13 protein-coding genes are annotated in these 18356 nt (G+C 60.8%); 5 read left to right on the forward strand and 8 right to left on the reverse strand.

Annotated features, from left to right (window positions below):
* Window positions 1–18: 18 nt before the first annotated feature.
* From ACMYUN_RS24890 to ACMYUN_RS24915, 6 genes are all read right to left on the reverse strand, one after another.
* Window positions 19–603 (reverse strand): fimbrial protein, encoded by a 585-nt coding sequence (locus tag ACMYUN_RS24890; protein WP_129999570.1) that lies wholly within the window; start codon window positions 601–603, stop codon window positions 19–21.
* A gap of 105 nt (window positions 604–708) precedes the next feature.
* On the reverse strand, window positions 709–1356 hold the full coding sequence (locus tag ACMYUN_RS24895; RefSeq protein ID WP_129999569.1) for a response regulator: 648 nt from the start codon (window positions 1354–1356) through the stop codon (window positions 709–711).
* A 22-nt stretch (window positions 1357–1378) separates the two neighbouring features.
* Window positions 1379–4540 carry an ATP-binding protein gene (locus ACMYUN_RS24900; protein WP_415762062.1) on the reverse strand — a complete coding sequence of 1054 codons (3162 nt, stop codon included), beginning with the start codon at window positions 4538–4540 and terminating at the stop codon, window positions 1379–1381.
* A gap of 87 nt (window positions 4541–4627) precedes the next feature.
* Complete coding sequence (locus ACMYUN_RS24905) at window positions 4628–5815, reverse strand: EAL domain-containing protein (RefSeq protein WP_415762063.1); 1188 nt, start codon at window positions 5813–5815, stop codon at window positions 4628–4630.
* Window positions 5802–8615: an ATP-binding protein gene (locus ACMYUN_RS24910; RefSeq protein WP_415762064.1), complete on the reverse strand. Its 2814-nt coding sequence runs from the start codon at window positions 8613–8615 to the stop codon at window positions 5802–5804. Before ACMYUN_RS24910 ends, ACMYUN_RS24905 begins: the two co-directional genes overlap by 14 nt.
* A gap of 55 nt (window positions 8616–8670) precedes the next feature.
* The gene (locus tag ACMYUN_RS24915) at window positions 8671–9639 is read right to left on the reverse strand and encodes a fimbrial protein (RefSeq protein WP_332769731.1); all 969 of its coding nucleotides are present in this window, start codon (window positions 9637–9639) and stop codon (window positions 8671–8673) included.
* Window positions 9640–10160: 521 nt separating this feature from the next.
* Here ACMYUN_RS24915 and ACMYUN_RS24920 point away from each other — a divergent pair.
* The 4 genes from ACMYUN_RS24920 to ACMYUN_RS24935 all read left to right on the forward strand — a co-directional run bounded on the left by ACMYUN_RS24920 (window position 10161) and on the right by ACMYUN_RS24935 (window position 15016).
* Window positions 10161–10643: a MarR family winged helix-turn-helix transcriptional regulator gene (locus tag ACMYUN_RS24920; protein ID WP_415762065.1), complete on the forward strand. Its 483-nt coding sequence runs from the start codon at window positions 10161–10163 to the stop codon at window positions 10641–10643.
* Complete coding sequence (locus tag ACMYUN_RS24925; protein ID WP_415762066.1) at window positions 10633–12102, forward strand: efflux transporter outer membrane subunit; 1470 nt, start codon at window positions 10633–10635, stop codon at window positions 12100–12102. The genes ACMYUN_RS24920 and ACMYUN_RS24925 overlap by 11 nt, the downstream gene beginning before the upstream one ends.
* Window positions 12103–12117: 15 nt before the next feature.
* Window positions 12118–13320 (forward strand): HlyD family efflux transporter periplasmic adaptor subunit, encoded by a 1203-nt coding sequence (locus tag ACMYUN_RS24930; protein WP_016775298.1) that lies wholly within the window; start codon window positions 12118–12120, stop codon window positions 13318–13320.
* 166 nt (window positions 13321–13486) lie between these two features.
* Entirely contained in the window at window positions 13487–15016 is a 1530-nt protein-coding gene (locus ACMYUN_RS24935; protein ID WP_039763332.1) for a DHA2 family efflux MFS transporter permease subunit, read from the forward strand.
* 120 nt (window positions 15017–15136) lie between these two features.
* Here the strand turns inward: ACMYUN_RS24935 and lpxH are convergent, their stop codons facing one another.
* Both lpxH and ACMYUN_RS24945 read right to left on the reverse strand, forming a co-directional pair.
* Window positions 15137–15889: a UDP-2,3-diacylglucosamine diphosphatase gene (gene lpxH, locus ACMYUN_RS24940; RefSeq protein ID WP_039763330.1), complete on the reverse strand. Its 753-nt coding sequence runs from the start codon at window positions 15887–15889 to the stop codon at window positions 15137–15139.
* Window positions 15886–16392 carry a peptidylprolyl isomerase gene (locus tag ACMYUN_RS24945; protein WP_415762067.1) on the reverse strand — a complete coding sequence of 169 codons (507 nt, stop codon included), beginning with the start codon at window positions 16390–16392 and terminating at the stop codon, window positions 15886–15888. Before ACMYUN_RS24945 ends, lpxH begins: the two co-directional genes overlap by 4 nt.
* A gap of 251 nt (window positions 16393–16643) precedes the next feature.
* Here ACMYUN_RS24945 and ACMYUN_RS24950 point away from each other — a divergent pair, with 251 nt between their 5' ends.
* A complete protein-coding gene (locus ACMYUN_RS24950; RefSeq protein ID WP_415762068.1) occupies window positions 16644–18341 on the forward strand; it encodes a glutamine--tRNA ligase/YqeY domain fusion protein in 1698 nt (565 codons plus the stop codon).
* The last annotated feature ends 15 nt before the right edge of the window (window positions 18342–18356 follow it).

The raw sequence follows: 18356 nt of genomic DNA on the forward strand, positions 1-18356 counted from the left end.
CTCGATGAAGCTCGCGGTTTATTCGTATTGCAGGGTGAACGGCAGGGTCGCGTCGCCACGGCCGGCAACGGCCAGTTTCGGATCGACAGTGGTCACGTAGGCTGCCGAGAATTTCAGCGTGGTGTTGCTGTCCTGCAGGGTGTTTTCGATGCGTGCGGTGGTCGGGGAAGTCAAATCGATTACCTCGCCGTTGGCATCCAGCAATGCGATACCGATACCTTTGGCAGCACCTAAACCTTCGATCAGTTTCAGGACTTTGGTACCCGCTTCAATGCCCGACCCGCCCTTGGTTGGTTCAAAAATCATGGCAACCTTGGTGCCGGCGTTGCAGTTGATCTTCATGTCGAAGTTCTCGACGCTCAGGGTGCCGTTGCCTTTCGGCGCGGTAGCGGTGCCCATGTCCTTGATCGACACTTCACCCATGTTTACCGAAATGGTTTTTTCCTTGCCGGCGCCTTCGATCGAGCAGGCATCGTTGTTGATATTGCCGGTGAAGTTGATGGTGCCGCTGCCAGCCTTGGTAGGCACAACCGGATCGGCCGCGAGAACATTACCGGCAGCGAAGATCGACAGGGCGAGAAGCGTGCGAGACAGCTTTTTCATGTTGCTTTTCCATTGGTGGGTAAAGACAACACGATAAAATCCGCTCGGGTCCTGCAACATCAGACGATCCCTAGAAGCCGCCAGGTTGCAAGGGGTAACGGTCAGTCAATTGAACAAGTTGCGCTCGATGCAATAAGCCAGCAACTCCTGATCACTGCTGACATCCAGTTTGCGCATGGCCGAAATCTTCTGGGTGCTGATGGTTTTTGCACTTCGATTCAGACCTCGGGCAATTTCATTGACGCCTTGCCCTTGAACAAACAAACGCAGGATTTCATGTTCCTTGGGCGACAGTCGGGAAAAGCGTTCATCGAGATCGGCGCCATCGTCCAGTACCGAAGTCGGCGCCGGTTGATGGCCGCGTACCCGTTTGCCCTTGGCGATGGCTTTGAGCGCCACTTCTATTTCAATGTGCAACTGGCTTTTCTGGATGACTGCGAGTACGCCGAGCTCTTGCAGGCGGGTGAGGATCAACGGATTGGAAATCATGGTCAGCACCAGCACGCGCACTGCGGGAAAGTGGCGGGTCACGTACTCCACCAGTTTCAGGCCGTCACCGTAGGGCGAGTCACCGGGCATGTTGAAATCGGTGATCAACAAGTCTACCGGTTGTGACTTCAGCAGCTCGATCAAACCATCGGAACACACCGCTTCGCCAACCACGCGGAAGCGCCGGTCGCGCTCGACCAGTTCCCGCACCCCCAGCAAAACGATGGGATGATCATCGGCGATGACAACGTTGAAGGTTTCCATGAGTGCTTTATCCAGAGTGAAATTATTCAAGGGCGTCGAGCAGGTCAGTCAGCCGCGCCAGTTGTCGGCGCACTTCGACGGCCAGCGGTGCGGTCATGGCCATGCCGGTCAGGCGGCATTCGAGTTCAACGAACGCGTGGGCCAGCGCCTCGACCTGCACCGCGCCCAGCGCCCCGGCCATGCTGTGCAATTGCTGCGCGACACGGTTGGCGTCGGCTGCTTCCAGCGCGCCGAGCGTTGTTTGAATGTCTTTGCGCAGCGTCGAGACAAACAACTCGCGCATCTTCGGCGACAACGTCGGCAAGGGGTCTGCGAGCGGCGCGATGACGGTCTGGCAGTGGCTTTGCAAATGCGCGCGCAGTGTCGCCAGGTTCAGCGGTTTGACCAGCCACGCGTTCATGCCCACGGCGGCGCAGCGTTCGCCTTCTTCGCGCAGGGCGTTGGCGGTGACGCCGATGATTGGCAACATCGCACCCTGTTCGCGCAGCGCTGAAGTCAATTGGTAGCCGTTCATGACTGGCATGTTGACGTCGGTCAGCAGCAGATCGAAGCGCCCCGGTGCCCATTGCGCCAGGGCCTGTTCGCCATTGGCGGCGACGATCACCGAGCAGCCCAGCGCCTCCAGTTGTTCCTTGATGACCGCTGCGTTGATCATGTTGTCCTCGGCCACCAGCACGCGCAGATTCAGCGCTCGGGTCTTTTCCTGAGGCGAGGGAGCGCGGCGCTGATGGGCGTCGTGTCGGGCCAGCGCAATCGCCCAGTCAATCGCGCGGACATCGTCGGCATCGACCTGCCAGTCGCTGCCGCTGATTTGCGCCGGGTTGGGGCCGCCCGGTATTGCGGCGATTCGCGGGCCATCGAAAACCGTGGCGTTGGCCAGCGGCGCAAGGTCCACCAGCAGCGCCGAGGACGGCGGCAACTCATGCGTCACCAGACGGCAATCCAGACCGAAGCGGTGCAGCCAGCCGAGCAAATGCTGCGCCAGTTCGGCGACCGGGGCGCGCACATAAACGGCGGCACTGCCGGCCTCGAACGATGGGCAATCGGCGAGGCTGCCCGGCGCGCGATCCAGCGCCAGTTGCAAGTTGAAGCGGCTACCGAGCCCAGGTTCGCTGACCACGTTGAGGTCGCCATGCATCAACTCGCACAGCCACTTGCAAATGGCCAGACCGAGACCCGCCCCAGCATGACTGTCGGCCTCGTTGACCTGATAGAAAGGGTCGAACAATTGCTCTTGCTGCGCCTGGGAAATGCCCACGCCGGAATCGCTGACCTGCCACTGCACCTCGGCGCGGCCGTCAGTGTTTTGCAGCACCTGAACGCGTACGACCACACGGCCGTTATCGGTGAACTTGATCGCGTTGCTCAGCAGATTATTGAGGATCTGGCGGATGCGCTGCGCATCGCCAAACAGTTGGTCCGGCAACGTCGCATCGATGCAGGCATACAATTGCAAGCCTTTGCCACGGGCAAACGCGCCGTAGCTGCGCACCACATCTTCGGTCAGCTCCAGCGGGCAGAACGGCTGACGCTCGAGGTTCATCTGCCCGGCCTCGATCTTCGACACATCCAGCACGTCGCTGATCAGTTTGAACAGGCTGGCCGACGAGCGCTGAATGGTTTCCAGATAGGCCTGCTGACGCGGCGCGAGATCGGTCAGGCCGAGCAGTTCCAGGGTGCCGAGCACGCCATACAACGGCGTGCGGATTTCATGACTCATGGTCGCCAGAAAGCGGCTCTTGGCCTGATTGGCCGAATCGGCGGCCTGACGGGCGATTTCCAGTGCCGCTGCATCTTCGACATGGCGGGTGACATCGTGCAGCGCACACAGCCACGCGTCCTGGCCCTGATAGCGGGTGGCGATGAAGGCCAGGTGCAAATGCCGATGGTCGATCTCAAGTTCCGCGTGGCCATGGCCAGTCGTGCCTTGTTGTTCGAGCAGGCTGATCAATTCCTCGGTGTCGTGCCATTGCTGGGCGCGCTGGTTTTCCAGCAAGACCTGATGATCACGACGGCTGATCACGCATAGACCGGTGGGTGCGGTATCGATGAGCGCACGGCTGAACGCTTCACTTTCGGCGATGCTGGCGTGGGCAATCCGGGCGGGCAAAATTACCCGTTGCGCGTACCAGCGATTCAGCGCGCGGCCGCAGCCGAGCAGTGCCAGAACCAGGCCCAACAGGCACAGCAATGGCCATAGCGCGTAATCGAGAAAGCTCTGCACACTGATCACATAGATCGCCGTCCAGTGCTGTTCGCCGGGGCTGCTCAGCTTGAACACCAGACCGTCACGGGTCAGGTTCGCGCCTTCATCGAGCACCTGATCAGGCTTGAGCTCGCCGATCAACACCGTGCCGCTGGGCGTGATCAGGGTGAAGTCGTCATAGATCGACCACTCCATCAAACGCTCGATGTTGTTGACCTGTGACAGCTTCAGCAGCGAACCGAGCACTATCCAGGAATTCGCCCCTTCGATGGCCAGCGTCGGTTTGCTCAGGTTGATCCGCACATAAGCGAGCAGGCTCGGGGTAACGTTGTCGACCGCAGCGAACGGGTAGGGCACCCAGTGCACTTGCGCCGAAGTCTGCGCGCGCCGTTGCAGATTCTTTTGGGTCATGATCTCGACGAAGGTGCTGATCTGCGTCTGCCCGGCACCGCGCAAGCGGCCGGCAGCGGGCACGGCGATATCGAAATTGTCCGGCCCATTGAGCAGGATCACCTGCGGCGACTGGTAATGCGAGGCCGCCCAGAAAGCGCTGTAATACGCCGCCAGATAGCTGCCGAGGGCAAACACTTTGGGGTATTGGCTGGGGGCGATTCGCTCGGGATCGATCTTGACGCTGAACGGCAGCGAGAACGGCAGGCCACGGCCCTCATAGATGTTCGGCCCTTCCTCGGGCAAACGCTTTTGCATCACCGGCGGCGCCACGGTTTCCGGAAAGTACTCGCCCTTGTCGCTGGCCCGTGAGATATCGCCGAGAAACGCTTCCTGCTCGCGAATGTTTTCCATCAGCCGGGCGAAGTGGAACTGCATCGTATCGCGCTGTTCCTCGACCATGCGCTGGACGCCGAGATAGCTGATGCCCAGCAACAGCAAAACCAGCGCGCCGAGGATCAGCAAACCCTTGTTCAGGCGCAGCGAGCTGCTGGCGAGTTTTTCCAGCAAGGCATTGGGATGCGGCATCAACACGCCCGGTCAGTGAAAGTGATTACGCGAGTGAACATGGATGGCCTCGATGGCAAGTGGTGATTGTCCACTGCGTTGTGCGGGTCACCAGACATTTGCCGGGCCGTCGTGGCTGAGCAACTGCTGGAACTGCTCCGAAGACACCGCGTGGGAAATCAGGAAACCCTGAACCTGAGTGCAGTCGATCTTACGCAACAGAGCAAGTTCTTGCGCGGTTTCCACGCCTTCGGCCACTACCGTCAGGCCCAGTTGTCGACCCAGCGTGACAATACTGGTCAGCGCTTGCGCCAGTTCGGCGTTGCTGTTGCAACCCTGAACCAGTGCGCGGTCGATTTTCAGTTCGGTAAAAGGCGCCGACACCAGGTTCATGTAAGAGCTGTAGCCTTTGCCGAAATCATCCTGGGACAAGCCGAAGCCCTTGATCCGCAAGCGGCAGGCCCCGGCGTAGAAATTGCTGATGTCATCGGGCACCGAGCACTCCATCAGCTCGAAACAGATCCGCGCTGGCAACCCGTCGTGTTGCAGGACAAACGCGAGGATGCGATCGGGCAGGTCGTGGCTGTTGAGCAAGTGCGTGGGCAGGTTGATCGACACCGGAATGTCATAGCCTTGCTGGCGCCATATGGCTTGGGCGTTGATGGACTGTTCGAGCATGCGCCAGAGCAGATGCTCTTCAAGGTCGTGGGCGATCAGCGCCGGTAGAAAAAGCCCCGGCAACAGCGTGCCATGGTCGGGGTGAACCCAGCGCACCAGTGCTTCGGCGGCAACGATGCGGCCATTGTCCAGTGCCTTTTTGGGTTGAAACCATGCTTGCAGCTCAGCGTTGTCCAGTGCACGCAAAAGACTTTTCCGATCGATACCGGCATGCATGGCAACAGGCGCATCCTGACGTAATGCCCGCAACTGTTCGATCAGGCAGCGCAATGCCGCGCTGTTGACCGGTTTGGAAATCAGCCCGATGACTTTCACTTGCAGGTTGCTCGCCACCAGGCTCGCACCCATCAGCATGCGCCGCGAGGCGGCGCTCATGATCGCCAGGGCCGGGCGCGATTTCTGCGTGGCGAGGCCCTGAATGAACTGCACGCCGTCCATGCCCGGCATCAGCAGATCGGTGAGCACCAGATCGAACTCGCGGTTCTTCAGACGGCACAAGGCTTCTTCGCCGTCCCGGGCAAATTCCAGATCGAACACACCCAGTTCGTTGAACAGGTTCTGCAAGTACAGATGCTGGAACGGGTGATCTTCGACTATCAGCAGGCTAGAGGACTTCATCGGCGACTCGTTGGTAGGGAGCCAGTACGGTCGACAAGGCTCGCAACGTGAAAGGTTTGATCAGGCAATGATTCATCCCGGCGGCCAGGCACAACGCCTCTTCGCCGCGCAGGGCGTTGGCGGTGGCGCCGATGATCGGCGTGGCGCAGCCCAGGTGGCGCAGAGCCTTGGCCAGCTCATAACCGTTGAGGCGCGGCATGTTCACGTCAGTCAGCACGACATCGAAGCTGTCGTCCTGCCACAGCGACAAGGCTTCTTCACCATCGCTGGCGAGCGCCACCTTGCAGCCCAGTTCCTGCAATTGGTCGCGCAGGATCAGTTGGTTGATCGCATTGTCTTCGGCAACGAGGATGTGCAGGTGTAACGGCGCCAGCGCCTGGGGTTGCGCGGGGCACTGATGGTCGATGACGTTGCCGCCCTGCGCCTGACGCACGGCCTGGAGGATCGCGGCCAGATCGTTCAGGTTGACGAGCCAGCCGTCGCCTTTGCTCAGCGACTCCCACGCGCCATCGCCGCTCGCCAGAATACGCGGCCCTGACCAGTGCAGTTCGCTGCGCTGTTCCATCGGCGCAGGCCACAACTCAAGCAACACGCCATCGTCGCCACCGTCGTGGCTGGCCGGTGCGCCGATATGCGGCAGAGCGCCCCAGCGACGCAGCCAGCCAGCGAGGCTTTCGGCCAGCTCGCGCACCGGCGACACCACGTAAACGGTATCGGCCGCGAGCTTCGGCTTGCCTTCAGGCTGCGCATTACCCGAGCGCTGTTCCAGCGGCAAGGTCAGGGAAAAACTGCTGCCCAGCCCCGGCTCGCTGACCATGCGCAGGGTGCCATTCATCAGATGGGTCAGGCGCAGGCAAATCGGCAGGCCCAGGCCGGTGCCCGCCACCTCATGGCTGTTGCCTTGGGTCTGGTAGAACGGTTCGAAGATACAGGCTTGATCCGCGTGGGCGATCCCGCGCCCGGTGTCCGAGACCTGCCATTGCAGGCAAACGCGTTCGCCTTCGCGTGTCAGCACTTTGACTCGCAATACCACGCGCCCGGAATCGGTGAATTTGACCGCGTTGCTCAACAGGTTATTAAGAATCTGCCGTAGACGACTGACATCGCCGATCAGGCTGTCGGGCAGTTGCGGGTCAAAGCAGGCGTACAGCTGCAAGCCCTTGCTCTGTGCCGCTGCCGCGTAGCCCTGAACGGCTTCTTGCGCGAGCGCTACGACGGAAAAATCACTGAGTTCCAGCGCCAGTTGCCCGGCCTCGATTTTCGACACATCGAGCACGTCGCAGATCAATTGCAGCAGGGTCGCCGATGAGCCTTCGATTGCTCGCAAGTAACCTTTCTGCTGGGCGTCGAGCCGGGTGCGAGCGAGCAACTCCAAAGTGCCGAGCACGCCATACAGCGGCGTGCGAATTTCGTGGCTCATGGTCGCCAGAAACAGGGTTTTCGCTTCGTTGGCGGCATCGGCCGACTGGCGCGCCTGCTCCAGCGCCGCTTCGATCTGGCGACGCGCGCTGATGTCGCTGAAAGCGCAAAGCAATACGTCCTCGCCCTTGTAACGGGTCGGCGCGCAGCTCAGGTACAGGTGGCGGCCGTCGGCGGTTTCGAAATAGTCGGTCAGGCACGGCGCGTTTTCTGCAAATGCTGCGCGGATCCAGCCGGGGCCGAGTTGTTCGCTGCAGGCGCCCAGCCATTGCTGCGCCAGCGTGTTTTCCAGCACCACTCGAGCGTCGCTGCGGCGTAACACGCAGAGCGCCACTGGCGCGGTCTGAATCACGTCGCGGCTGAACAGCTCGCTTTCGACCAAGGCTTGAATCCGTTGCAGGGTCGGCATGATGAAGCGATGCTCCAGGCGCCGAATCAACAGCCACACCAGGCTGATACTGGCCACGCAGAACACCAGCGCGCCAAGCATCTGTGGCCACAATGCCCACAGCACGGCCAGCAAGTCGATGGAGTAGGTCAACTGCCAGTCCGACGATTTCAGCTGTTTGCGCAACACCAATTGCTCGGGCAGCCAGCCGTCGCCGACGAAGCCGAAGAAATCCTGCTGGCGCAGCAGCGGCAGATCCTGCCCGGGCGGCGGCTTGTGGCTGTTGCTGAAGAGCGGCATGCCTTGCGAGTTGAACATGGTGAACTCGCCGGCGCTGTGGTCGCTCAATGCGTTGGAGACTTCACGGTCGTCCATCTCCAGACCGAGCCAGCCGGAATCGAGGTCGCGATCATCCAGACGAATAAAGATGTACAGCTGCGAGTGCCCTTGCGCGTTGTGGGTCAGCCAGATTTCCTTGACGGCGCTGGTGTTGTCACGCTTGAGGGTTTCCAGGCGCTCGAGCATCGCGCCGGGGAAGTCGCCGGCCATCGGCGTTGTGTTGTACAGGCGCCAGACCTGCGCCTCGGCGCCGCTACTGACGTAGAGCAGATTCAGTTTGCGTGCTTGCAGATAGTCGCGCATGCGCTCGGTCAGCCAGATACTCCATTGCTTGCCCGAGGGTTGTCCGAGCAACAGGCGAATTTCCTCTTCAGACAGCGGCGCGCTTAACGCGGTCTGCCGGGTCGCCGACAAACTCAGGCTTTCCAGCAGCGCCTCGCGGGTGGTGAAAAAAGTGTGCGCCTCGGCAATGGCGCTGCTCATGTAGCTGCGCCGCTGAGAAATCTCGTTATTGAAGGTGAACAGCAGGAAGCTGTACACGCCGCCGAGGATGCCCACCAGCAATACCCACGCGAAAATGCGCAACAAGCGTCGCGCAGCGTGAGGCGTGGACAGCACCGGGCTGATCTGATGGAGGTAGTTCTTCAATCGCATGCCGGCACAGTAGGGGCGCCCGGGCAGGACGAAAATCAGACGATTCTTAAAGACTTCACAGGTAATTGACGATGAAGGTCACTTCGGTATTGGCGCTGCCGGCGCTGAGCTCTTCATTGCCCAGGCGGTAATACGCGGCTGACAACGGGATCTTGAAATTGAGCCCGGTGGTGGTGAAAGCATCGAACGGGTAGATCGTGTCGAAAGCGATTGGCTGGCCCGCTTCATTCATCACTTGCAGGCCGATGCCTTTGGCGGTGGAGCCGGCATTCAGTGCGACGATGCCCTTGGTCGCATCGATCACCTGTGTGTTGGCCTTGAGCGAATAGGTGACTTTCTTGATGCCGGTCTGGCATTGGTTCAGGGCAATATCGAAGCGCACCGTGCGCGGCTTGGCGCCGGCTTCGCGAAATTCATGAAGCTGATAATCGTCGCCCATCGCCACCGGCACGGAAGGTGTCTCGCAGGAGGCGGCGTTCAGTACGATAGGGTTCATCAGGTTGAGTTTTTTCAGGATCAGATCATCGTCCTGCAGGCTGCCCAGATACCCTGCATCGATGTTGACTTTCGGTGCCAGCGCGCCGGTCTTGACGATTTCCAGGCGCACCGAATTTGCACCGAAACCATAGCTGGTGTTGGGTGCAATGGCCTGCGGCGCTGATTGGTAGCGGTCCAGTGCAGTGAACCAGATGCGGTAGGACAACCCGCTTTTGCCTAACGGAAAAAGAGTTTCCGTACCGCTGGCGGTGCCCAGTTTCGGATTCATCAGAAAGCCGAACATGGACGTCTTCGAGCAGCTCCAGATGTGCCCGACCGACTGCACGGTGTCCTGATAAACCACGGTGCCATTGGGTGTGTCGGCAGCAATGTTCAGAGTCGAACTGGCCAGGCTGGCGCCAAAGTTGAGGGTGTCGAGTTTCGAATCGACTGCCACGCAGCTGCCAGCCATGGCATTCGAAGCGCAGGCAAGCAGGGTGACTGCGGTACAGAACAGGAGCGAGCGCTGGATTTGGAAACGCTTCATGAAGAGGGCTTTTCGTGTCGGCGGATGAGCGGCGTACGTTAGCCACGGCACTCAAGCCTGAATATCAGGCGATTCCTAGAAGACGCAGACGCTCCCCACTTGCAATGCGTGCCCTGTGGGAGCGAGCCTGCTCGCGATGAGGCCATCAGCCGCACCATTGGTGGTGAATGAGACGACGCCTTCGCGAGCAAGCCCGCTCCCACAATGCCTGTGTTTTCCCTGCGCAAATGCGTTTCCTGTAGGAGTGAGCCTGCTCGCGATGAGGCCGTCAGCCGCACCATCGATGGTGAATGAAAGGGCGCCTTCGCGAGCAAGCCCGCTCCCACACTGCATGTGTTTTCGCTGCACCAATGCGTTCCCTGTGGGAGCGAGCCTGCTCGCGAATGCGGTTGCCCACGCAATAAAACCCAGCCCACTGGTCAACTAATTACCAAGCCCCCTAACTATTGCGTTGACATTCGCTGCCTAAGCAGTAACATCTCGACATACATTCACTGCCTAGGCAGTTATCAGGTCAGCCCATGAAGCATTTCACCCCGGAAGAATTCAAACATTGCCACCTAGGCTTGTTGCTCGGTCGTGCCGCGCTGCTCAAGGACCGGATCATCGATACCCACATGGAGCCCCACGGCATTACCGCCGCGCAGTTCAAGGTGTTGATCATCATGGCCCAGTTCGGCGTCGACACCCCGGCTGAGCTGTGCCGGCATCTGTCGCTCGATAGCGGATCGATGACGCGCATGCTCGATCGCCTCGAGCAGAAGGCTTTTCTGATTCGCCAACGCAGCGAAGACGACCGCCGGCAGGTGCAACTGAAACTGACCGAACAGGGCCAGCAACTGACCGATCGCCTGCCGCAGATCGGTGCCGATGCGATGAATGAGCTGGCCGGCGCGATCTCCCGCGAGGAATTGAAAAACCTGGAATACATCCTCAAGAAAATCCTGCTGGCTGCCGGTGACCCGATCACCCTCCAGCGCTTAGGTGACCACAATGAGCGCTAAGACCTTGCGCAGCAGCCTGACGCTGCTGCTGTCGGCGATGATCCTCGCCGGTTGCGCCAATTACAGCGGCCTCGACACTGAAGGCCAGCGGCTCGACGCGGCGCAACTGAAGACAGCGCAGTCTCTCGACGGCGTCACGCTGTCACCGGCGGCGTGGCCGAAAAGCGATTGGTGGAGCGGCCTCGGCGATCCGCAGCTCGACGGCCTGATCCGTGAAGCCCTGCACGACAGCCCGGACATGCAGATCGCCGCAGCCCGCGCCCATCAGGCCAGTGCCGCCGCGTATGCCGCCGATGCCGAGCGTTATCCGACCCTCGACGCCAGCGCCGGCATCAGCCGTTCGCGTCTGGCACGCGACCAGGATCCGCGCGGGCAGGGCGGTGCCTATGCGACGGTGCGCAATGTCAGCGCCGGCTTCAATTACAACTTCGACTTGTGGGGCGGCCAGCGCGATGCCTGGGAAGCTGCACTCGGCGAGGCCCGTGCTGCTGAAGTCGACCGTCAGGCCGCGCAGCTGACACTCGCCGCTGACGTCGCTCGCGCCTACAGCGATCTCGGTCAGGCGCACATCGTTTATGACCTCGCCAGCGAAGACCTCAAGCGCACCCGGCAAATGCTTGATCTCAGCCAGCGCCGCTTGAGTTCGGGGATCGACAGCCAGTACCAGTTCCAGCAAACCCAGAGTCTGGAAGCCAGTTCTCAAGCGAGCCTGATCGACGCGGAAAAACGCTTGAACAGCGCGAAAATCGCCTTGGCCGTATTGCTCGGCAAAGGCCCGGATCGCGGCAACGAGATCGCCCGACCGAAAGTCCTGCAGGCCAGCGCCGTGGCAGTGCCGTCGGTATTGCCGGCGGAACTGCTCGGGCGCCGCCCGGATCTGGTCGCGGCGCGCTGGCGCGTCGAAGCGGCGAGCAAAGACATCGATGCGGCGAAAACCCGCTTCTATCCCAACCTCAACCTGTCGGCTTCGGCCGGCGCCGAGTCGTTGTTGGGTGATGCGATGTTCGGCTCGGCCAGTCGCTTCTTCAACATTGCCCCGACCATTTCCGTGCCGATCTTCGATGGCGGCCGCCTGCGCGCCAACCTCGATGCCCGCGACGCCGATTACGATCTGGCGGTGGCGCAGTACAACAAGAGTCTGGTCAAAGCCCTCGGCGATGTCGGCGACACCATCAATCAGCTGCGCGATATCGGCCGGCAGATCGGTGCGCAGCAACACGCCACCGACATCGCTCAGGATTCTTACAACACCGTCGTCCAGCGTTACGGTTCCGGCATCGGCAACTACCTGGACGTGCTCAGCATCGAGCAGCAATTGCTCCAGGCCCAGCGTCAGCTGGCGACCCTCAATGCCGAGCAGATCGACCTGTCGATTCAACTGATGCAAGCGCTGGGCGGCGGCTTTCAGGGTGAAAACCTGAACGCAGCCAACGCCAGCCCCGCCTCGTCGCACCCATAATTCAAGGTATTTGTCATGGCCACTGCCGAAAACACCCAAGCTCAAGACAACACCCCGGACACCGGCAACCCGCGCAAACGCAAGGTGATGCTGTTGGCGCTTGCCGTGGTCGTCCTGCTCGCCATTGCCGGCGTCTGGGCCTATCACGAGTTCATCGGGCGCTTTAACGAAAGCACCGACGATGCTTACGTCAACGGCAACGTCGTAGAGATCACCCCGCTGGTCACCGGCACCGTGGTCAGCATCGGCGCCGACGATGGTGATCTGGTCCAGGAAGGCCAGGTGCTGGTCAATTTCGACCCCAACGACGCCGAAGTCGGCCTGCAAAGTGCCAAGGCGAAACTGGCGCGCACCGTGCGTCAGGTGCGTGGTTTGTACAGCAACGTCGACGGCATGAAAGCCCAGGTCAATGCGCAACAGGCCGAAGTGCAGAAGGCGCAGGACAACTACAACCGGCGCAAGAATCTGGCGCAGGGCGGGGCGATTTCCCAGGAAGAACTGTCCCACGCTCGCGACGACCTGACCTCGGCGCAGAACGCTCTGGCCAACGCCAAGCAGCAACTGAAAACCACCAGCGCCCTGGTCGACGACACCGTGGTCTCGTCGCACCCGGACGTGATGTCGGCGGCTGCCGATCTGCGTCAGGCCTACCTGACCAATGCGCGCAGCACCTTGATCGCGCCGGTCACCGGTTACGTCGCCAAGCGCACCGTGCAACTCGGCCAGCGTGTGCAGCCGGGCACCGCGTTGATGGCGGTGATTCCGCTGGATCAGTTGTGGATCGACGCCAACTTCAAGGAAACCCAACTGCGTGACATGCGCATCGGTCAGCCAGTGGATATCGAGGCCGACATTTACGGCAGCGACGTGAAATACAGCGGCACCGTCGACAGCCTCGGCGCCGGTACCGGTAGCGCGTTTGCTCTGCTGCCGGCGCAGAACGCCACCGGTAACTGGATCAAGATCGTTCAGCGCGTCCCGGTGCGCATCCACATCAATGCCGAAGAACTGGCCAAGCACCCGCTGCGTGTCGGTCTGTCGACCAATGTCGAGGTCAATCTGCACGACCAAAGCGGCCCGGTGCTGGCCCAGCAACCGCCGCAAAAGGCCTCGTTCAGCACCAACGTCTACGAGCGCCAACTGGCTGAAGCGGACGCGATGATTGCCCAGTTGATTCACGACAACAGCGCAGCAGCAGGCAAGACCGCGCAGCGCTGATCCGAGATTTTGACACTTCCTCTTGTGGGAGCGAGCTTGCTCGCGAAAGCGGAGTGTCAATCACAGTTGATTTGTCTGTTACACCGCCTTCGCGAGCAAGCTCGCTCCCACAGGGGTTGCGGTGTTCATCGGTACGCAGCGCCAACCCGGTTTCATAGGATCCACCATGAGCAATAACGCTTCTTTCACGCCGCCCAGCCTGTTGCTCAGCACCATCGGCCTGTCGCTGGCGACGTTCATGCAAGTGCTCGACACGACCATCGCCAACGTGGCGCTGCCGACGATTTCCGGCAACCTCGGGGTGAGTTCGGAGCAGGGCACCTGGGTGATCACTTCGTTCGCCGTGAGCAACGCGATTGCGCTGCCGCTGACCGGTTGGCTGAGCCGCCGCTTCGGCGAGGTGAAACTGTTTCTGTGGGCGACGATGCTGTTTGTACTGGCGTCGTTTCTCTGCGGTATCTCGACGTCGATGCCCGAGCTGATCGGCTTTCGCGTGCTGCAAGGCCTGGTGGCCGGGCCGCTGTACCCGATGACGCAGACCCTGCTGATCGCGGTGTATCCGCCGGCGAAACGCGGGATGGCCCTGGCGCTGCTGGCGATGGTCACCGTGGTCGCGCCCATCGCCGGGCCGATTCTCGGCGGCTGGATCACCGACAGTTACAGCTGGCCGTGGATCTTCTTTATCAACGTGCCGATCGGCATTTTTGCGGTGATGGTGGTCCGTTCGCAACTGGCGAAACGGCCGGTGGTCACCAGTCGCCAGCCGATGGATTACGTCGGTCTGATAACGTTGATCATCGGTGTCGGCGCGTTGCAGGTGATCCTCGACAAGGGCAATGACCTGGATTGGTTCGAGTCGAATTTCATCATTGTCGGCGCGGCGATTTCCGTGGTCGCGCTGGCGGTGTTCGTGATCTGGGAAATGACCGACCGCCATCCGGTGGTCAACCTGCGCCTGTTCGCCTATCGCAACTTCCGCATCGGCACGCTGGTGCTGGTGCTGGGTTATGCCGGGTTCTTCGGTATCAACCTGATCCTGCCGCAGTGGTTGCAGACACAAATGGGCTACACCGCGACCTGGGCAGGTCTGGCGGTGGCGCCGATCGGGATTCTGCCGGTGCTGCTATCGCCATTTGTCGGCAAGTATGCGCACAAGTTCGATCTGCGACTGCTCGCCGGCATTGCGTTTCTGGCGATCGGCCTGAGCTGCTTCATGCGTGCCGAGTTCACCAACGAAGTCGACTTCCAGCACATCGCGCTGGTGCAGTTGTTCATGGGCATCGGCGTGGCGCTGTTTTTCATGCCGACGTTGAGCATCCTGATGTCGGATCTGCCGCCGAGCCAGATCGCCGACGGGGCCGGTCTGGCGACCTTCCTGCGGACCTTGGGCGGCAGCTTTGCGGCTTCGCTGACCACGTGGATCTGGATTCGCCGGGCCGATCAGCATCATGCGTATATGAGCGAAAGCATCAGCACGTTTGAGCCTGCCACCCGCGAGACCTTGAATCAGTTGGGTGGGGCGAGTCAGTCGGCATATGCGCAGATGGATCAGATTCTGACCAGCCAGGCGTACATGCTCTCCACCGTGGATTACTTCACGTTGCTGGGCTGGGGGTTCATGGGGTTGATTCTGATTGTGTGGCTGGCTAAGCCGCCGTTTGCCGCGAAGGCCGGGCCAGCCGCGTCCGGACATTGAGGCAACACATAACCTGTGGGAGCGGGCTTGCCCGCGATGGCGGATTTTCAGTCAACAGAGATGTTGAATGTGATGGCCTCATCGCGGGCAAGCCCGCTCCCACAGGGATAGCAGTGATCCTTAGGCGCTCGGGGCGGGCAGGGCGGGTGGCGGGGCGAAGTCGAACGGGGCCAAGGCATACCCGCTCTCATCGACCTGCAACGCCCAACCCTGGCGATCCCAATCCCCGAGCACAATCCGCTTCGCCGCCTGCTCACCCAGCTGCAACTTGTGAATCGCCGGGCGATGGGTGTGGCCGTGGATGAGGGTTTTCACGGCGAATTCTTGCATCACCCGTGGTATCTCTTCCGGGGTGACATCAACGATGTCATTGGCCTTCATCCGCGTCTGTGCACGGCTTTCGCTGCGTAGCTTGCGCGCCAGTTTGTGGCGGCTGCTCAGCGGCAGGTGACGGAGGATGAACAGGGTGACCGGGTTGCGCAGATAGCGGCGCAGCTTCATGTAGCCAACGTCGCGGGTGCACAGGCTGTCGCCGTGCATCAGCAGCACTGGCTCGCCGTAGAACTGCACGACACTCGGATCCTTCAGCAAGGTGCAGCCGGCCTGTTTGCAGAAAGCCTTGCCGAGCATGAAGTCGCGATTGCCGTGCATGAGAAAAATCGCCGTACCGCTGTCGCTCAAATCGCGCAGGGCCTGGCAGATGGAACGCTGAAAGGGCGTCATGGCGTCGTCGCCAATCCACGCCTCGAAGAAGTCGCCGAGGATGTACAACGCACTCGCCGAGCGGGCGCGTCCGGCGAGCAAATCCAGAAACGCCCGGGTAATGTCCGGGCGCTCCTCTTCCAGATGCAAGTCTGAAATCAGCAATATCACGCTGCGATGATCTCGGCTTTCTCGATGATCACGTCGTCTGCGGGTACGTCCTGGTGGCCGGCCTTGGAAGTGGTCGACACGCCTTTGATTTTGTCGACAACGTCGGTACCGGCGGTCACTTTACCGAATACCGCGTAGCCCCAACCCTGCATGTTCTTGCCGCTGTGGTTGAGGAAGGTGTTGTCGGCGACGTTGATGAAGAACTGTGCCGAAGCCGAATGCGGCTCCATGGTGCGGGCCATGGCGACGGTGTATTTGTCGTTGGAAAGACCGTTGTCCGCTTCGTTCTGGATGCTTGGACGCTTGTCTTTCTTTTCTTTCATGCCAGGCTCGAAACCGCCGCCCTGGATCATGAAGTTGCCGATGACGCGGTGGAACACGGTGTTGGTGTAGTGACCGGCGTTGACGTATTCGATGAAGTTGGCAACGGTGATCGGCGCCTTTTCAGCGTTCAGTTCGATGACGATGTCGCCATGGTTGGTGGTCAGTTTGACTTGAGTCATGGTCATTACTCTTCATAGGGAATTCGTGGTTCTGGGACATTGAGCACCACAACCGGTTCAGCCTGCTTCGGCCAAGGTGCGCAGTTTAGCGTGACAGGCGCGAATTTCGAGGCGGTTTTTCAAATCCCTGCGATTAAATGCATGCCTTTATCGGGGCTGCTCTGTCAGGCCCTTGACAGCATCGGCTATGATAGCGGCTTTGTTTTGTCTGGCCCCTCTTCGCGGCCGCGCACCTGTACGTCAAGGATCCTATGAGCAAGCCCACTATCGACCCTACCTCGAATGCCAAGTCCGGCCCTGCCGTGCCGGTCAACTTCCTGCGGCCGATCATCCAGGCAGACCTGGACTCGGGCAAGCACACCCAGATCGTGACTCGCTTCCCGCCGGAGCCAAACGGCTACCTGCACATCGGCCATGCCAAGTCGATCTGCGTCAACTTCGGTCTGGCCCAGGAGTTCGGCGGCGTTACGCACCTGCGCTTCGACGACACCAACCCGGCCAAGGAAGATCAGGAATACATCGACGCCATCGAAAGCGACGTCAAATGGCTGGGCTTCGAATGGTCCGGTGAAGTGCGCTACGCCTCGCAGTATTTCGACCAGTTGCACGACTGGGCGGTCGAGCTGATCAAGGCCGGCAAGGCCTACGTCGACGACCTGACCCCGGAGCAGGCCAAGGAATACCGTGGCAGCCTCACCGAGCCGGGCAAGAACAGCCCGTTCCGTGACCGTTCGGTTGAGGAAAACCTCGACCTGTTCGCGCGCATGAAGGCCGGTGAATTCCCCGACGGCGCGCGCGTGCTGCGGGCGAAGATCGACATGGCCTCGCCGAACATGAACCTGCGCGACCCGATCATGTATCGCATCCGCCACGCTCATCACCACCAGACCGGCGACAAGTGGTGCATCTACCCGAACTACGACTTCACCCACGGTCAGTCGGACGCCATCGAAGGCATCACCCATTCGATCTGCACCCTCGAGTTCGAAAGCCATCGTCCACTGTACGAGTGGTTCCTGGAGAACCTGCCGGTGCCGGCGAACCCGCGCCAGTACGAGTTCAGCCGCCTGAACCTGAACTACACCATCACCAGCAAGCGCAAGCTCAAACAACTGGTTGACGAGAAGCACGTCAATGGCTGGGACGATCCGCGCATGTCCACGCTGTCGGGCTTCCGCCGCCGTGGCTACACGCCGAAATCGATCCGCAACTTCTGCGAAATGATCGGCACCAACCGTTCCGACGGCGTGGTCGATTTCGGCATGCTCGAATTCAGCATCCGTGACGACCTCGACCACAGCGCCCCGCGCGCCATGTGCGTGCTGCGTCCGCTGAAAGTGGTCATCACCAACTACCCGGAAGGCCAGGTCGAAAACCTCGAACTGCCACGCCACCCGAAAGAAGACATGGGCGTGCGCGCGCTGCCGTTTGCCCGGGAAATCTACATCGACCGTGAAGACTTCATGGAAGAGCCGCCGAAGGGCTACAAGCGCCTGGAACCGGCCGGTGAAGTGCGTCTGCGCGGCAGCTACGTGATCCGTGCCGACGAAGCGATCAAGGACGCCGACGGCAACATCGTCGAACTGCGTTGCTCGTACGACCCGGACACCCTCGGCAAGAACCCGGAAGGGCGCAAGGTCAAAGGCGTGATCCACTGGGTGCCGGCCGCCGCCAGCGTCGAGTGCGAAGTGCGTCTGTACGATCGCCTGTTCCGTTCGCCGAACCCGGAGAAGGCCGAAGACAGCGCCAGTTTCCTCGACAACATCAACCCTGACTCGCTGCAAGTGCTGACCGGCTGTCGCGCCGAGCCATCGCTCGGCAACGCACAGCCGGAAGACCGTTTCCAGTTCGAGCGCGAAGGCTATTTCGTCGCGGACCTGAAAGACTCGAAACCCGGTCAGCCGGTATTCAACCGTACCGTGACCCTGCGTGATTCGTGGGGCCAGTGAGTGAGTCAAGGAACT

The organism is Pseudomonas sp. CP4 (assembly GCF_047758505.1).
Lineage (GTDB): Bacteria > Pseudomonadota > Gammaproteobacteria > Pseudomonadales > Pseudomonadaceae > Aquipseudomonas > Aquipseudomonas fluorescens_AO.

Excerpts from the sequence above, each read along its gene's own strand:
- ACMYUN_RS24890 (WP_129999570.1), bottom strand. The coding sequence starts at position 603 with ATGAAAAAGCTGTCTCGCACGCTTCTCGCCCTGTCGATCTTCGCTGCC.
- ACMYUN_RS24895 (WP_129999569.1), bottom strand. The coding sequence starts at position 1,356 with ATGGAAACCTTCAACGTTGTCATCGCCGATGATCATCCCATCGTTTTG.
- ACMYUN_RS24900 (WP_415762062.1), bottom strand. The coding sequence starts at position 4,540 with ATGCCGCATCCCAATGCCTTGCTGGAAAAACTCGCCAGCAGCTCGCTG.
- ACMYUN_RS24905 (WP_415762063.1), bottom strand. The coding sequence starts at position 5,815 with ATGAAGTCCTCTAGCCTGCTGATAGTCGAAGATCACCCGTTCCAGCAT.
- ACMYUN_RS24910 (WP_415762064.1), bottom strand. The coding sequence starts at position 8,615 with ATGCGATTGAAGAACTACCTCCATCAGATCAGCCCGGTGCTGTCCACG.
- ACMYUN_RS24915 (WP_332769731.1), bottom strand. The coding sequence starts at position 9,639 with ATGAAGCGTTTCCAAATCCAGCGCTCGCTCCTGTTCTGTACCGCAGTC.
- ACMYUN_RS24920 (WP_415762065.1), top strand. The coding sequence starts at position 10,161 with ATGAAGCATTTCACCCCGGAAGAATTCAAACATTGCCACCTAGGCTTG.
- ACMYUN_RS24925 (WP_415762066.1), top strand. The coding sequence starts at position 10,633 with ATGAGCGCTAAGACCTTGCGCAGCAGCCTGACGCTGCTGCTGTCGGCG.
- ACMYUN_RS24930 (WP_016775298.1), top strand. The coding sequence starts at position 12,118 with ATGGCCACTGCCGAAAACACCCAAGCTCAAGACAACACCCCGGACACC.
- ACMYUN_RS24935 (WP_039763332.1), top strand. The coding sequence starts at position 13,487 with ATGAGCAATAACGCTTCTTTCACGCCGCCCAGCCTGTTGCTCAGCACC.
- ACMYUN_RS24945 (WP_415762067.1), bottom strand. The coding sequence starts at position 16,392 with ATGACTCAAGTCAAACTGACCACCAACCATGGCGACATCGTCATCGAA.
- ACMYUN_RS24950 (WP_415762068.1), top strand. The coding sequence starts at position 16,644 with ATGAGCAAGCCCACTATCGACCCTACCTCGAATGCCAAGTCCGGCCCT.